Annotated in this window: 13 protein-coding genes; 5 read left to right on the top strand and 8 right to left on the bottom strand. The window is 46.0% G+C overall.

The window, feature by feature from the left end; genetic code table 11:
• Nucleotides 1–87 precede the first annotated feature (87 nt).
• The gene (locus SWH54_10210; protein ID MDY6791631.1) at nt 88–1,971 is read left to right on the top strand and encodes a LysM peptidoglycan-binding domain-containing protein; all 1,884 of its coding nucleotides are present in this window, start codon (nt 88–90) and stop codon (nt 1,969–1,971) included.
• Nucleotides 1,972–2,184: 213 nt separating this feature from the next.
• On the opposite strand, the gene SWH54_10205 is transcribed toward SWH54_10210, so the two are convergent.
• From SWH54_10205 to SWH54_10195, 3 genes are all read right to left on the bottom strand, one after another.
• Complete coding sequence (locus SWH54_10205; GenBank protein ID MDY6791630.1) at nt 2,185–3,495, bottom strand: nucleotide sugar dehydrogenase; 1,311 nt, start codon at nt 3,493–3,495, stop codon at nt 2,185–2,187.
• Between the two features lie 56 nt (nt 3,496–3,551).
• A complete protein-coding gene (locus tag SWH54_10200; GenBank protein MDY6791629.1) occupies nt 3,552–4,427 on the bottom strand; it encodes a radical SAM protein in 876 nt (291 codons plus the stop codon).
• Nucleotides 4,428–4,500: 73 nt separating this feature from the next.
• Complete coding sequence (locus tag SWH54_10195) at nt 4,501–4,740, bottom strand: hypothetical protein (protein MDY6791628.1); 240 nt, start codon at nt 4,738–4,740, stop codon at nt 4,501–4,503.
• A 283-nt stretch (nt 4,741–5,023) separates the two neighbouring features.
• Between SWH54_10195 and SWH54_10190 the strand changes: the two genes are divergently transcribed.
• The 3 genes from SWH54_10190 (at nt 5,024) to SWH54_10180 (ending at nt 8,395) form a co-directional block, all read left to right on the top strand.
• Nucleotides 5,024–6,244: an outer membrane protein transport protein gene (locus SWH54_10190; protein MDY6791627.1), complete on the top strand. Its 1,221-nt coding sequence runs from the start codon at nt 5,024–5,026 to the stop codon at nt 6,242–6,244.
• A 67-nt stretch (nt 6,245–6,311) separates the two neighbouring features.
• Complete coding sequence (locus SWH54_10185; protein ID MDY6791626.1) at nt 6,312–7,544, top strand: caspase family protein; 1,233 nt, start codon at nt 6,312–6,314, stop codon at nt 7,542–7,544.
• Entirely contained in the window at nt 7,541–8,395 is an 855-nt protein-coding gene (locus SWH54_10180; GenBank protein ID MDY6791625.1) for a DUF4384 domain-containing protein, read from the top strand. Before SWH54_10185 ends, SWH54_10180 begins: the two co-directional genes overlap by 4 nt.
• Nucleotides 8,396–8,405: 10 nt before the next feature.
• On the opposite strand, the gene SWH54_10175 is transcribed toward SWH54_10180, so the two are convergent.
• Both SWH54_10175 and argJ read right to left on the bottom strand, forming a co-directional pair.
• Nucleotides 8,406–9,098 carry a pseudouridine synthase gene (locus SWH54_10175; protein ID MDY6791624.1) on the bottom strand — a complete coding sequence of 231 codons (693 nt, stop codon included), beginning with the start codon at nt 9,096–9,098 and terminating at the stop codon, nt 8,406–8,408.
• A gap of 185 nt (nt 9,099–9,283) precedes the next feature.
• Entirely contained in the window at nt 9,284–10,468 is a 1,185-nt protein-coding gene (argJ, locus tag SWH54_10170) for a bifunctional glutamate N-acetyltransferase/amino-acid acetyltransferase ArgJ (GenBank protein MDY6791623.1), read from the bottom strand.
• A 119-nt stretch (nt 10,469–10,587) separates the two neighbouring features.
• On the opposite strand from argJ, the gene truA reads away from it, so the two are divergent.
• Nucleotides 10,588–11,328 carry a tRNA pseudouridine(38-40) synthase TruA gene (truA, locus tag SWH54_10165; GenBank protein MDY6791622.1) on the top strand — a complete coding sequence of 247 codons (741 nt, stop codon included), beginning with the start codon at nt 10,588–10,590 and terminating at the stop codon, nt 11,326–11,328.
• A 244-nt stretch (nt 11,329–11,572) separates the two neighbouring features.
• On the opposite strand, the gene SWH54_10160 is transcribed toward truA, so the two are convergent.
• The 3 genes from SWH54_10160 to SWH54_10150 form a co-directional block, all read right to left on the bottom strand.
• The gene (locus SWH54_10160) at nt 11,573–13,387 is read right to left on the bottom strand and encodes a chloride channel protein (protein ID MDY6791621.1); all 1,815 of its coding nucleotides are present in this window, start codon (nt 13,385–13,387) and stop codon (nt 11,573–11,575) included.
• Nucleotides 13,388–13,396: 9 nt separating this feature from the next.
• The gene (locus SWH54_10155) at nt 13,397–14,707 is read right to left on the bottom strand and encodes an aminotransferase class I/II-fold pyridoxal phosphate-dependent enzyme (GenBank protein MDY6791620.1); all 1,311 of its coding nucleotides are present in this window, start codon (nt 14,705–14,707) and stop codon (nt 13,397–13,399) included.
• Between the two features lie 187 nt (nt 14,708–14,894).
• Entirely contained in the window at nt 14,895–15,182 is a 288-nt protein-coding gene (locus SWH54_10150) for a PxxKW family cysteine-rich protein (protein ID MDY6791619.1), read from the bottom strand.
• Between the last annotated feature and the right edge of the window lie 271 nt (nt 15,183–15,453).

Raw genomic sequence — 15,453 nt, 5'->3', positions numbered from 1 at the left:
AAGCTTGACAGGAATGCAATTATATGTATATGGGGACATCATTTTAAAATGACTAAAGATTTTCAGTTGTAACCTGAAACCAATAGTATGAGACTTCGTTTAAAAAAAATTCTGCCCTTTACACTGTTTTTTACTCTGTTATTCCTTTTGTGTGGATGCCTCCAGCCTTTTATCAAAAAAGATATCTCCCCAGACCCCCCTCTGGAAAAAACCGAAACAAATACTCTGAAATCAAGCCCACCAGAGGAAACTGCCACCGACATTCATCAGGAAAACAAAAAGGTTGATTCTCCGGAAGACAAACAGATCGATCCTCAGGGAGACAAGCGGTCTGATTCTGCGCAAGACCAGCGAGCTGACTCAAAACAAGAAAACCATCCTCCAATACAAAAAAAAGAAAAAGAACCTTTTTCCCCCTATAAAAAATTCCAGCCGGTTTTAGACGATGCCCTCGAATTTTGTCAGGCAGCTCAGGAATTCTGGCAAAAAGGCGAACTGGAAAATGCACTGGAAGCCCTTGACAGAGCTTATGCTTTGATCCTCGATATTGACACCTACGACAAGCCAAAACTCATCCAGCAGAAGGAAGATCTCCGATTCTTAATTTCAAAGCGCATTCTTGAAATTTATGCATCCCGTAATATTGTGGTAAACGGAAACCATAAAGCCATTCCCCTGGTAATGAACAAATACATCCAAAATGAAATTGATCTGTTTACCAAAGGAAAAGAAAAGAACTACTTTACCGAATCATACCAGCGCTCGGGTATGTTTCGACCCCGCATTGTCCCGGAGCTTATCGCTGCAGGCCTTCCCGTTGAGTTATCATGGCTTCCCCTTATTGAAAGCGGATTTAAAGTGCGTGCTCTCTCCCGGGCAAGAGCCCTCGGGCTGTGGCAGTTTATTCCATCAACAGGATATAAATTCGGTTTGAACCGGAACAAGTTTATCGATGAACGTTTGGACCCTGTCAAATCCACCAAAGCGGCTATTGAATATCTGAAGGAACTCCATCATATATTTGGCGACTGGTCTACCGTTCTGGCTGCATACAACTGCGGAGAGGGTAAGGTCCTGCAAGTCATACGGAAACAGAATGTAAACTATCTCGATAATTTCTGGGATCTTTACGAACGTCTTCCTTTTGAAACCGCACGGTACGTTCCCAGATTTTTTGCCACCCTTCATATAATAAAGGACCCGAAAAAATACGGACTCGATTTAAACCAACCAGACCCGCCATTAGAGTATGAGACAGTTGATGTATCCAAACAGGTGCATATTAAAAACGTGGCCAAACATATCGATGTATCACCAAAAATCCTGGAGCTCCTTAACCCGGAACTTCGCTATAAGATACTCCCCCCGGAGAAATATTCTTTGAGGCTTCCTCCCGGGTCAACGGAAACACTGCTTTCCAAACTTGATAAAATACCTGTTTCATCTCCTCCGGCAAGAAAGTTTGTTTATCACCGAATAAGGCGGGGAGAAACACTGTCGGTCATCGCCAGACGATATAAAACATCCGTCCGACGTATTAAGCGGGCAAACAACCTTCGCAGATCCAACTATATTATTGCCGGCAGATTGCTGAAGATACCGCAAAGAGGATACAGATATCCGACAAGAAAGACGGTAAAAAGGAAATACAAAAAAAGTTATGTCTATAAGGTGACAAGTGGCGATTCGCTCTGGATTATTGCCAAACGCTATGGCACCACCGCTAAGGAAATCCAGAAACTCAACAACCTGCCCGGTACCGATCTTCATATCGGCCAGGTAATAAAACTGCCGAGGAGAAATAATAAAGTCAGGTTAAAAAATGGTTTAAAGGCCTATGAAGTCAGAAACGGAGACACCCCCTTTACCATTGCAAAACAAAATAATATGTCTTTGGATCGTCTGCTTAAAATAAACAAATTAACCGCCGGAAGCAAAATTTACCCAGGGCAGCAGTTGTATGTGGAATGAGGTTATCTCGGCAAGCTAACCTATTAGCTTTAGTTAGCAGCAGGTTATTTTCATGTCATGCGATATAGTTGCGGGTTGCGAGTTTCGTGTTATTAATAAAAACATTCATCCGGATTTTAAACGCGCAACTCGCAACCCGCAACACCTGGTTAACAGGCAAACAAACAAGTTGAAAAAGCCGTATCAGGCTTAACGATGAATATCGCTGCAGGATTATAGCCTCCAGTAAACCATACTCCCTTTTTCCACATCCTTTGGGCTGAACCCGCTTTTTACATCCATAATAATAGGAATGTTTCCCGAGCACAATCCGACAATTTTCTCAAGCCCCATCTCTCTGTACGCCCGGTGCATCACCGCAACGATCACGGCATCCACACCTTCAAGGTCGTCCATCTTTTTCAATTCAAGATTATAGTAATTTTCTGCTTCTTTGGCATCTGCCAGGGGATCGTGGGCCAGCACCTCAATGCCGTATTCGGTCAGCTCGCTGATAATACCCACCACCTTTGTATTCCTTAAATCAGGGACATCCTCTTTGAAGGTAATTCCCATCACGGCAACCTTGGCACCGTGAACCTGTTTGTCAGCGCCTATCAGAAGCTTTACGGCCTTTTCGGCAATATATTTCCCCATGCCGTCGTTTATCCGCCGGCCTGCCAGTATCATTTCCGGATGATACCCAAGGGATTCAGCCTTTACCGTTAAATAGTAAGGATCAACCCCGATACAGTGCCCTCCCACCAGGCCGGGCCTGAAAGGCAAAAAATTCCATTTGGTTCCCGCCGCCTCAAGCACTTCAGTGGTATCAATACCGGCCTTATCAAAAATCATGGCCAGTTCATTCATCAAAGCGATGTTCAGGTCTCTTTGCGTATTTTCTATCACTTTGGCGGCTTCAGCCACCTTTATTGAAGATGCCTGATGGATTCCGGCCTTGACCACCTTGCCGTAAACTTCAGCCAAAAGCAGGCGAGTCTGATCGTCGGAGCCGGAAACGATCTTCATAATCTTGTCAATGGTATGCACCTTATCCCCCGGGTTTATTCTTTCCGGTGAATAGCCAAGGGTAAAATCGATACCCAGGGTGAACCCCGACTCTTTTTCTAAAATGGGAGCACAGACCTCTTCGGTGGCTCCGGGATAGACCGTTGACTCAAATACGACACAGGATCCTTTAACCATTTGTTTCCCAACAATTTTAGCGGCCCCGCGCAGCGGGCTCAAATCCGGGATGCGGTATTCATCGATGGGCGTCGGTACGGCAACAATGATGAGCTTGCATGCGGAAAGTTCTTTGGGTTCACTGGTAAAGAATATTTCCGCTTTTCCGAGCCGCTGTTCGGACACTTCCAATGTCCGGTCAAGGCCGGATTTCAGCTCTTTAATCCGCTCATCTTTAAGATCATACCCTTTAACATCAAAATGTTCCGACAAATGCACGGCCAGGGGAAGACCCACATAACCAAGCCCCACTACGGCTATTTTTTCTTTTCCTTCAGCCAGCGATTCAAATGTAACCATCTTTTTTCTCCATTATCGTTTTTCTTTCATGTTGTCCTGATTTGTTGATTACTCTTCTATGCCGTTCCGATAAAAAAGGCCCTGAAAGATGTTTCATCTTTTTGCAACGATACGTCTATCTCATTGATCAGCCGTTTTTTTTCATCCGGAAGCCGCCCTTCCAGGTTAATATAATTGGTGTAGTGATCGCTGGCCACATAGGAAGCGATCCGAATGTTTTGTAAAAGGAGTCGGGTTTCCTGCAGCACCCCGTGAGGACCGAGCATTTGAAAAGTGCCGTTTTGAACATCATCCAACAGGGGGGTGTTTATCTTGGGAACAAAGGTGCGCAGTCTGATAAAATCAGGAGCTATTTGATTCAAAACCCTTGCCGTCTCCTTGGCGTGAAATTGTGTACGCGTAACCCCCCCGATTCCTAAAATGACGTACAAACTCAGTTCGATACCGGCATCCATCACCCAGCGTCCGGCTTCGATCTGCTCAAGGCTGTTCGTCCCCTTTTTAATCTGTGTTAAAACCACATCGTCTCCCGATTCGAGTCCGACATGTATCCGGGAAAGACCCGCATCGGCCAGACGCTTCAACCCGTTTAAGCCTTTTTTATGAATAAACTGGGCACTGCCGTAAACAGTGATGCGCTCTAAATCCGGAAAAACCTTTCTGGAAAAAAGACAGATCTCGCACAAATCGTCCGTCTTCATGGCAATGGTATTTCCGTCCGGTAAAAAAAGGGTACGCACATGAGATCCATAACAGTCACGCGCCGTTAAGATGTCCTCCTTGATCTCATTGATATCCCGGACTTTAAATCCAGGCCTATTCTTGTAGATCATACAAAAGGTGCACCGGTTGTGAGGACAGCCGATGGTTGCCTGTATTAATAGTGAATCCGCCTCACTCGGCGGACGGTAAATGGGACCTTCGTAGCGCATAAGTAAAAAAACAACAGCTAAAATACACCCACTGATGAATGTTTTTAGCTGGGTCTGTTTTAAATTTTTTCTATTATCGCATTACTTTGATCATCTTTGCCTGGTCGTCGACCTTCGGCGATAATCCAAATATTTTGTTACGATTTTCAATAAGTTTTTCATAAGCCTCCCCTGGTGAAATGTTATATAGCTGGGCCATTTTTTCCAAAACCTCATCTAAGCGTTTTTCCGATTCAGCAACTCTTTCTTCCGGGGTCAATTTCAAGAACGCTTCAATCATTTCAAACCGTTTTTTCTCCATCAACAGCGACATACCAACCTCTTTTTACAAACAATCTTTTTTAATCTAAGAATATGAATGAAACAAGGCGGTGTGTCAAGACGGAAACGCTTTTATGGACAAGTAAACGCTAAAAAAAATAACGCCGCCAGCACTTGCACTTTTTCATGTTTTATACTGTTTCTCATGGTCATGGATTGGGATGAACCGAAAGACTCCACTTCACCTGAATGCCGGTAAGCACCTAATAAAAGTATTGATTTATTTCAATAAATCATATATATAGACATATATTAAACATAAAAGGAGGAGATACATGAGATTAAAAAGGTGGGTGATCATATTTTCTTTCCTGTTTTTTCTTTTTTTTACCTGCACCGGATCTTGGGCTGTGGTGGTTGGGCCGGATATTCTGGGGACTGATTTCCGCTTCAACAATCCCGGGGCAAGGGCCAATGCCATGGGAGGTGCTTTTATCGGTTTGGCCGACGATGCCACGGCGGCTTACACCAACCCTGCCGGCTTGACCATACTGACCGAACCTGAATTTTCCGTTGAATATAAGGTGGTTGAAATCACCACCCATTTCCAGGATCAGGTCAGCAACAAAGAGTTTGACGATACCGTCAGCGGTCTTTCCTTTTTAAGTTATGTCTATCCTGCTGAAAACGCCACCTTCGCATTGTTCAGGCATCAGCTTTTAAATACGGAAACCAATTTTACCTGGGAGGATTCCGCTGCCGAACCCCAGAAATTAAATGTCAGTTTGGATGCAGTTACCCTTGGAATCGGTGCGGGTTTTAAACTGACCGACACCTTTTCTCTGGGGCTGTCCATTGGCATGGCCCAGCTCGATTATGATGTGAACAGCAAAAGATACGATTCGACCCAACCCCCATACCCGGATGCAAGGGAATGGGAAAGTATATCCGAGACCGATAATGCCGAGCATTATACCGTCTCTTTGCTGTGGAGCCCTTTGGAAGCGCTGAATATCGGTCTGGTTTATCGTATGGGACCCGAATTCGAAACCGTCAAACAGCGGTACAGTTATGTTGCTGGTGGATATTATGGCCTGGGATGGGAGCATGAGCATATTTTAAAGATTCCCGACGTTTACGGCCTGGGATTTTCCTTTCGTTTTCTTTCCAACCTGACGGCGACTCTGGATGTAAATTACATTGAATACTCCGATCTGGCGGACGATTTTATCAATGACCAGGGAGTCAAGGATCGAAACTGGGAGGTAGATGATGAATTTGAAGTGCGTGTGGGCCTGGAATACATCATTGATATCAATGAAACCCCGGTTGCCTTAAGAGGCGGTTATTATTATCGGCCGGACCACCGGTTATACTACGACGGAACGGATGATGCGGATTTGCTCCGGCTCTTTGGTGAGCCCGGAGATGATGATGACCATATTTTCTCCCTGGGATTCGGAGTTGTTTTAACGGAAAAGTTCCAGTTGGACCTGGCCGCAGGCGCAGGTCAATATATAAAAGAGGGCAGCCTGTCGATGGTTTACCGATTTTAACTAAAGAAATATTCCTTTTGCACCGATATATTTTTTATCGGTCAATTCCAAAAGGGAGACAGCTAAAATGAAAACCTTAATCCATAAAACCGCTTTTATACTTTGGGGGGGGTTGTTCCTTTTCCTGCTCCAAACGACAGCATTTCAATCACATGCATACGCCCTTGAATCTTATAAGAAATCCTATCTTAAAGGACTGGAGTACAAGGAAAACGGCCGCTATGAAGAGGCGGTTAAAGCCTTTGCCAGCGCCATCCGCAAAAAGAGCCAGGAAAAAAAGAAAATCCGTTTCTACGGGATGCGCTACGGTGAGTATATGCCCCACCGGGAAAAGGGAATCTGCCATTATATGCTGAAGCAGTACCGGCAGGCGGCCATGGAGCTTGACATATCCCTTTCCAGGGTCCCCACCGATGAGGCCAAAAAATATTTCGGCCTGGCAAGAATGGAGCTGAAAAAATTAAAGCCCGAAGATGTGGTTGAGGTTGTAAAAACACCCGAAGAGCTGAAAGAGTTTAAACCGGCCAGATCGGTCAATCGACATGCGGTGGCCGTGATTATCGGCAACCGGGATTATCAGAACACAGACATCCCCCCGGTCAATTTTGCCGTTTCCGACGCCACTCGGGTCAAACAATGCCTGATTCGGACTTTCGGCTACAGAAAGGGCAATATCATATTCAGGACCAATGCCACCAAAGGAATTTTGGAAAACACCTTCGGCTCCGTCCGAAATTACAAGGGCATGCTTTTTGATTACATCACCCCGGGAAAATCCGACGTGTTCGTGTATTATTCCGGTCACGGGGCTCCCAGCCTGGAATCGAAAAAAGGATACATCCTGCCGGTGGACGGCAATCCCAACAATGTCAGCATCAGCGGCTATCCTCTTGAGCTGCTTTACGGCAATCTGGCCAAACTTAACGCCAAATCGATCACGGTGGTCACCGACGCCTGTTTTTCCGGAGCAACCCTGTTTAAAAAGGCAAGCCCTGTGGGCATTATTGTTAAAAACCCCCTGGTTGCGCTGAAAAATACATCCATTATTAACTCATCGGCAGGAACCGAGCTTTCCAGCTGGTACCCGGAAAAGGGACACGGCCTTTTTACCTACTATTTCCTCCTGGGTCTCACCGGAAAGGCGGACGCCAACAGGGATAAAAGCATTACCTTAAGCGAAATCTCATCCTTTGTTACCGACCACGTTCCCTATATGGCCAGGACCCTTCATTCGGGACGGAAGCAGACCCCCGCATTCAAGACCCATAACAATAGACAGGTTCTGGTGAGATATAAATGATAACACAGCTGCCGTGGAAAGTGTGTTTTATTTTTCTTCTTGTTTTCACCCTGTTGGGGAACGTTTTGGCCTCGGATGGCAAGGTGGTGACCTCCACCGGTGTGGCTGCCATGGCCAACCTGACCCCTGAAGAAGCGCAGGCCCTGGCATTGAAACGGGCACGCCAAAATGCCATCGAAGAAGTCTGCGGTGTGTCGGTCCAGGCGGAAACCTTAATTCACAACAACATGCTGGCTGCGGACTTTATTCACTCCGTTTCTTACGGGCGGATTATTGACGAAGAGATACTGAGCTGGGATGCGGATGTGACCCGTGAGTCCAAAAGACGCCCGCCCTCGGTGGCATACCGGGTAAAAATAAGGGCTCGGGTCAAACCTGAAAAAGGCAAACCCGATCCCTACTACCAGGTCAGCGTGGGGCTTAATAAAAAGGTCTATCGTTCCGGAGATGAGATGATTATCCGGGTAAAGGCCACCAAACCGAGCTACATATCGGTGTTAAACTTTGCCGCTGACGGCAGCGTGATCCTTCTTTATCCCAATCGGCTTCGCAAAAGCAACTATATCAAAGCCCTCAAGCAGTACCAGATTCCTTCTGAAACGGATCGCAATGACGTTTTAAAACTCCAGGTCTCCACCCTTCCGGGTCACCGAAAAGATACGGAATTTATCAAGGTGATTGCCACCCGCCAGCCGATTCATCTGTTGGATGGACTTCTTACCCAGGGCCGGTACGGAGTGATGGATACAGTGAACCTGGCGGCAGTCGAAATCGCCCGCCTGATTTCCGCAATCCCTTTAAAAGACAGGGCCGAGCACACTGTGTTCTATGAAATCGTAAGTTCGGAATAAATCTTTTATGTCAAAGCGTTTTTAACAGACCCTGTTTTTCCTTTTCTCCCAAATGGCGCCATGAACCCTGGGAGAGTCTCCCCAGCTTGATGTTTGCAATCCTTATCCTTTTTAACCCGGTGACCCTGCTGCCGACTTTTCTCACCATACGCCGTATCTGCCTGTTTTTTCCCTCTTTGAGTACTATACGAAAACGGTTGGAAGACAGCCTCTTTATTCTTGCCGGCCTGGTTTTGGTTCCCATCATCGGTATTCCTTTCTCCAGACTTCTGAGGGCGCCATCGCTGATGTAACCGGTTACCGTCACTTCATACTCTTTTTCATGGTTAAAAGACGGATGTGAAAGACGGTGATGCAGTCTTCCGTCGTTGGTTAACAGCAAAAGTCCGGTGGAATCCTTGTCGAGTCGCCCCACCGGATAAATGCGCTGAGGGATATCAACCAGGTCGAGTACGATTTTTTCACCGGGATGGTCACAGCTGGTGACGTATTCTCTCGGTTTGTTCAAAGCGATATAAACCCTGTTTTGATCTGCTTGAATAGGCGTTTGATTCACTTCTATGCGATCGTTTTCCGGGTCCACCTTGGTGCCCAGCTCCGTCACCACTGCCCCGTTCACCTTGACAATGCCGGCTTTGATATATCCCTCACCTTTTCGCCTCGAGCAAAACCCGGCGCTGGACAAATATTTTTGCAGTCTCATTACAGACATATTAAAAATTGGAATAAAGACCTATCGCAGAAACCTTTCAATAAACGCTGGATGGCGTCGTAAAAAGTCTCATATACAAGGCGTAGCAAATTTTCAGGAATGAGACTATACGTATTAGTATGTCGAATTTCTGAAAATTTGCTACAACACAGTAGATGAGACTCTTTACGACGCCATCAGCTTCTGTAGTCCGCATTGATCTTAACATAATCAACTGAAAAATCGCAAGTTAGGACAGAGGCCGACCCTTGGCCCATATTCAAATCTACAGAAATGGTAAACTCGTTGTTTTGGAGAATTTTTGCAGCCTCTGCCTCGGACTTATCTCCGCACCACATACCGTTTTTGGCGATCATCACCTCATCGAAAAAGATGTCGGTTTTGCTCGGGTTCATCTGAACCCCTGCCCTGCCTGCAGCGGCCAGTATTCTTCCCCAGTTGGCATCCTCTCCGAAAAGGGCTGTCTTGACCAGGCTGGAGTTGGAGATTGTTTCCGCTATTTTAGTTGCGTCTTTATCCGTCAGCGCACCCCTGACAATAATTTCCACCAGCTTTGTCGCCCCTTCTCCATCCTTAACCACCATTTTGGCGAGCTCTGTCAGGACTTCATCCATCACAACTTGAAAAGACTCCCGATGAACCGAATTTTTAACCGTTGCACCGGACACACCATTGGCCAGAACAAGTATGGTATCGTTGGTACTGGTATCGCCGTCAACAGTAATTCTATTAAAAGATCTTTCTGTTGCCGCCACTAGCGTTTCCGCCAATAAATGTTGAGATACCTTTATATCGCTGACCACAAAGCACAGCATGGTGGCCATGTCCGGACAGATCATCCCGGAGCCTTTGGCCACACCGGCTACTGTATAAGGCTTTCCTTCCAACTCCCCCGATCGGCCCACCATTTTCGGTACGCTATCGGTGGTCATTATGGCTGTTGCAAGGTCAGCCACCCCATCCGGTTTCAAAGCTGTGACCAGCTGCGGCATGGCGGCTTCGATTTTCCTAGTATCCAAGGGCTGGCCGATCACACCGGTTGATGCTGCCATTACCAGCTGTTCGGATATTTTCAGCCCGGATGCCGCCAAGCGAGTCATTGCAATTGCATCACTCATTCCCTGATTGCCGGTGCAGCAATTGGCATTGCCGCTGTTGACGACAACCGCCTGGCAGTTCCCCGATTTCAGTCGTTCCCGGTCAAGCAAAACCGGTGCGGCTTGAACCCTGTTTTTGGTAAACACGCCTGCAACCGTTGCCGGAACTTCAGAATATATCAATCCAAGATCCTTTTCGCCGTTTTTCTTAAGTCCAGATGCAACCCCTGCTGCCTTGAAGCCTTTACAAGTTACATTTTCCATATTTCTACCTATATACCTGTGAACTCAGTTATCCCCATGGTCACAAACTTTGTATTGATTTCATATTTATATCTATAATATCCTTAAACAAAAAGCAAAATATTTAAAGTAACTAAAGTATGTTAAAAAATTTTAAAATAATAATCGAATACGACGGTACTTCCTATCATGGCTGGCAGCGGCAGAAGAATGAGCCTACCGTTCAGGAAGAAATCGAAAAGGCCCTGTTAACCATGACAGGTGAAAAGACAGTTCTGACCGGTTCCGGCAGGACGGACGCAGGCGTGCATGCGCTCGGACAGGTGGCAAATTTTCACTGTGATACCGACCTTTCTCCCCAGGCCTTCCAAAACGGACTCAACAGTCTCACCGGAGATGATATGGTTATTATTTCATGCGAAATCGTTGATGAACGTTTTCATTCACGTTTTGATGTTAAAAGTAAAACCTATGCTTACCGGATATTAAATCGCAACCTCCCCGCAGCCATAAACCGGCAATATACATGGTTTATACGGAAAACCCTTGATCTTGCTTCCATGTGCCGTGCAACCCGTCACATCATCGGCACGCACGACTTCAAGGCGTTTGAGGGAACCGGCAGTCCCAGGTCTCATACAACAAGATGTGTTTTTAACGTAAAGATTTCTGAATCGGACAATGAACTCATTGTTATTGAAATAGAGGCGGATGGCTTTTTAAGATTCATGGTTCGCAACATTGTCGGAACTCTGGTGGATGTTGGGCTGGGGAAAATGACTGATGATGATTTTAAGGAGATCCTCCTTGCCAGGGATCGGTCCCGGGCCGGTGCAACTGCCCCTCCCCAGGGTTTATTTCTAGTGAAGGTGACATATTAACCTTACAACGACATTTATCGCTAACCATAATGGTTTTTTTTTATTTGTTTGGTTATCACCTCAGTGTTCCGTGTGATGAGTTGCGGGTCTAAAATTCAGATAAGCCTTCCGATTAGCAACACGAAACACGCAACCCGTAACACGTAACACGTAACCCGAAACACGCAACCCGAAACCCGCAACAGTATCGCATTGCACAAAAACAAGCTGCTTCTATTTAAAACTGGTGAGTGGCTCCGCCGGGTTAATCACTTCTCATCTTCATTTTCCGCACTTGCTCGTTGTAAAATGAAATCACCTCTCTTCTTCTCAGCATGCCAAGGAGAATACCATGATCGTCGTCCTGAACCACCGGCAGGCTGTCAATGTTTTTTTCGGTAAATTTTTTAAGCACGGAATTCAGATCGTCGGAAGGCGTGGTAACAATCATATCGGAAGTTCCGATGTCCTTCATCATGACCAGGCTTTCTATTTCATTGGAAAAAAGAACTTCCCGAACGTCGTTAATGGAAAATATGCTGACCAGTCTTTTGGCTTTATCCATCACCGGAAAATAGTGCTGCTTGGTTTGGGAAAAATAATTTTTAAAATCTGAAAACATCATATCTTCCGGAATAAGGTTTACCTTTTTGATATTTTTCGTCAGGTCTTTTACTTTTATGGTCTGCAGTATATCCACAAAAAAATCGCCCGCATGCGCCGGAGAATCTATCTTGCTTTTAACCTGCTTTTCGTAAATAGTCCATTTCTGTGCAGCCAGGTAAGATACTGAACATACCAGAAGGCTGGGAAGAAGCAGGTGATATGAATTGGTCATTTCACTGACAAAAATAATGGTTGAAATCGGGGTATTGGAAACCGCAGTAAAAAAACCGGCCATGCCCACAATAACAAAAGCCCCCGGTTCAGTGACTACCCCCGGCATGATCTGGTGAAACGCTTTCCCCACCGCACCACCCATTGCCCCGCCGATTACAACCGACGGACCGAATACGCCGCCGCTTCCTCCTGACCCGATGGAAAAGGAAGTGGTGAGAACTTTGCCCACTGCCAGAGAAAGTAAAAAGGGAATGGTCAGTTCATTATTAATCGCCATCTGGGCAAACCCGTATCCGAAAGCCAGGCAGTGGCTCCAGTAAAAGCCGATCAGACCGGTGCAAAGCCCGCCGATGGCCGGTTTGATATGGTTGGGAATTTTAATGGCTTTAAAAAGCCGGGTGACTCCATAAAAAGACTTGATGTAGAAAAAACCGATACCCACCAGAACGATCGCCAGCACGACATAGGGGCCCAATTCCAGCGGATTGTGAAATTTAAATGCCGGGGAGTCAAATAACGATCCCCATCCAAACACCAGACAGAACAGACAGTAAGCCACCACTGAAGATATTCCGGCAGGTATAATCACTTCCGATTCGAACTCGGGATCTCGGTAAAGCACTTCCGCCGCAAAAAGAGCGCCGGCCAAAGGGGCCCGGAAAATACTGCCGACCCCTGCGCCTATGCCGGCAGCCATCATTATCCTGCGCTCTCTGTCAGATAACTTCAGCCTGGTGGCCAGAAATGAACCGAAACCGGCCCCGATCTGGGCGATGGGCCCTTCCCTTCCTCCTGAGCCACCGGTTGTCAGGGTAATTGCAGAGGCAATGGTTTTGATAATGGGGACTCTGCCCCGAATATACCCTCCGGTTCTGTGATAGGCATTAATGGCTGCATCGGTTCCGTGTCCCTCGGCTTCAGGGGCAAAGGTATATACCAGCCACCCGCTCAGGATACCACCGCCTGCCGGAAGAAAAAGAAGAATCCATCGATTAAAGGTGGTGCCGGTAGGAGTAAGTAAATGATGCTCGCCTGCAGGGGCAGGTGGCCGGTACCCTGCCATAAAATCCATAAAATAATGACTGCCAAGCTGGCACAGATAATGAAACGCCACCGATCCAAGACCGGCGATGATACCGATGATGATAAAGTAAAGAGTCCACTTGCCGGCCCTGGCAATATTTGCTGAATGGTCCTTGCCGACAAGGGCTTTAATACTATTTTTTAATCGATCCAGCATAATAAATTTTCATCCCGACAGGTCATTGACTCCCTGCAGGATAATATCGAACAGCTCTTGAATATCACTTTCCTCCACGCAGGAAAAAGCAACCCTCAAATTCACCTCGTCAATGGAAATAAGCCCCACTCCATACTTATCAAGCAGGTGAACTCTCAACCGTTCGGCATTCACCGTCTTCAACCTGAGGCACATAAAATAGCCTGAGTTAAAGGGATAAACATCCCATGCATCCTTGTACTTTGCATCTGCCAAGACTTGTTTTACCCGCTGGGCCCTTTTCTTGAGTATCATAAACTTTTCATCTTTTTCAGCCGGGTATTCATCACTGAGCATAGATTTGAGTATGATGGACTGGCTAAGGTGAGACGCATTGGATATATTGCCTCTGACACATCCCGCCGTCTTTTTTTCCAGGGCCTCATACACAGGCACGGGATTACCTTCAATTTTATATCCGTAGGTAATAAAACCCACCCTTAATCCCCATACAAAATTTTCCTTGGTACATCCGTCAAGCTTAACTGCAAGAAGTCGGGAATTTTTTCCACAAAACCTGGCAAAAAGAGATTCTTTTATGGATTCCTCTTCATAAAAAAGTCCAAAATAGGAGTCATCCGTCACCGCAAGAATGTGGGTACCGGCTTCAGCCTGGTTTAAAAGTATGTCAACCATCCGGTTACCTTCTTGTTCCGTGACCGTATAACCGCTTGGGTTATGTGGAAAATTTAAAATCACGATCAGCTTGTCATGCGTTTGGGCTTCCTCTTTAACTTTATCCTCAAACGCTTTGAGATTAAACTTGCCGTTTTCGCTAAAAACCGGATACTGGCTTATTTTTGCACCTTTCCGCACACTTAAAATCATATTGTAGTTTCCCCACATCATGTCAGGCAAAATGACCACATCCCCGGGGTTGACCCACACGTCGGCAAAAATACTAATCCCGTGGGTAATGCCGCAAGTCACCACCGGAAGTGAGATTTCCTTGCCGGAAAGGGAAGGATTCTTCTCAAATATCGCTTCCCGCCATTTCCGGCGCAATGCAGGAATCCCAAAAGACGGTGCATAGGTTAATGATTCTGCCGGGCGAATATCGTGAATGGCTGTCATAACCGAATCAAACCGCATTGTCCGGCCATTTTCCTTTGCTATCCCTATGGTTGCGTTTATCCGGTGGGCTTTTTCCTTAGCTTCCGCGCCCTGGCTCAATATTCCTTTGGGGAAAAAAAGTTGCCTTCCTATATCGGACATCATCTCCAATAAAATAGGATTATCCTTTTCAATATCTTGGTTGAGTTTGGTGGCAATAGGATTCATGGATAAAAACCTCCCTTTAAGAATGTGGTGCAATTTACATTGGAAGTTAGTTTCTTATAGTTTGCAGATAATAGATGTCAAGGGAAAAGAAGTTGAAAAATCAATAAGATAAAAATGGGTTGGGTGTATTGCAGAAAAAACCCCGTTTGGCAGCCAAACGGGGTTTACCTTAGGATCGAAAGGAGCATTACCTGTTTCCTCTCTTGGACGCCTTAAGCGGATTGATTTTTGCTTTTGAGCCGTTCGATTGCGAAGCAACATGGGTTGCCATGTTGCATTTTCCCGCCTTCCACTTTAACTCAGGATCAGGACATGCGGTGCAGAACCAGCCGGAAGAAAACTCCAAACTGCGATTGCAGCCATTACACTCCTCCACGATCTCGTGGCAAATCCCGCCGTTGTAAGAACACCCATTGGCTGTCATGAAAGGGCATTCCATACCTTCTCTAATTGTTGTACAAACCAAGGTAACCACCCCCTTTGCAAATAATAAAAATCTAAAAAAAAGGCCGGAAACGAATCTTCCCGACCTGAATATAAAACAGGATATTGGAAAAACCTACGAAACATAATCAGACAATCGAAGCTTGTCAATAAAATTTTTTTATTTCTTTATCGCTGATAAATAGTCATGACCTCCGGCCCAGCCGGAGGCTTGCATAAAGCCCTATAAGGGCATCGATACTGATAACCCCTTAAGGGGTATTATTGTGTTAAAATTACTGTTCTGCGACCAAATCCATTTT

This window comes from Thermodesulfobacteriota bacterium (assembly GCA_034189135.1).
Lineage (GTDB): Bacteria > Desulfobacterota > Desulfobacteria > Desulfobacterales > JAUWMJ01 > JAUWMJ01.
This window is presented reverse-complemented; position numbering and strand designations above follow the sequence as displayed.

Coding starts and splice junctions, on each gene's coding strand:
- SWH54_10210 (MDY6791631.1), top strand. CDS start 88: ATGAGACTTCGTTTAAAAAAAATTCTGCCCTTTACACTGTTTTTTACT.
- SWH54_10205 (MDY6791630.1), bottom strand. CDS start 3,495: ATGGTTACATTTGAATCGCTGGCTGAAGGAAAAGAAAAAATAGCCGTA.
- SWH54_10200 (MDY6791629.1), bottom strand. CDS start 4,427: ATGCGCTACGAAGGTCCCATTTACCGTCCGCCGAGTGAGGCGGATTCA.
- SWH54_10195 (MDY6791628.1), bottom strand. CDS start 4,740: ATGTCGCTGTTGATGGAGAAAAAACGGTTTGAAATGATTGAAGCGTTC.
- SWH54_10190 (MDY6791627.1), top strand. CDS start 5,024: ATGAGATTAAAAAGGTGGGTGATCATATTTTCTTTCCTGTTTTTTCTT.
- SWH54_10185 (MDY6791626.1), top strand. CDS start 6,312: ATGAAAACCTTAATCCATAAAACCGCTTTTATACTTTGGGGGGGGTTG.
- SWH54_10180 (MDY6791625.1), top strand. CDS start 7,541: ATGATAACACAGCTGCCGTGGAAAGTGTGTTTTATTTTTCTTCTTGTT.
- SWH54_10175 (MDY6791624.1), bottom strand. CDS start 9,098: ATGAGACTGCAAAAATATTTGTCCAGCGCCGGGTTTTGCTCGAGGCGA.
- argJ (MDY6791623.1), bottom strand. CDS start 10,468: ATGGAAAATGTAACTTGTAAAGGCTTCAAGGCAGCAGGGGTTGCATCT.
- truA (MDY6791622.1), top strand. CDS start 10,588: ATGTTAAAAAATTTTAAAATAATAATCGAATACGACGGTACTTCCTAT.
- SWH54_10160 (MDY6791621.1), bottom strand. CDS start 13,387: ATGCTGGATCGATTAAAAAATAGTATTAAAGCCCTTGTCGGCAAGGAC.
- SWH54_10155 (MDY6791620.1), bottom strand. CDS start 14,707: ATGAATCCTATTGCCACCAAACTCAACCAAGATATTGAAAAGGATAAT.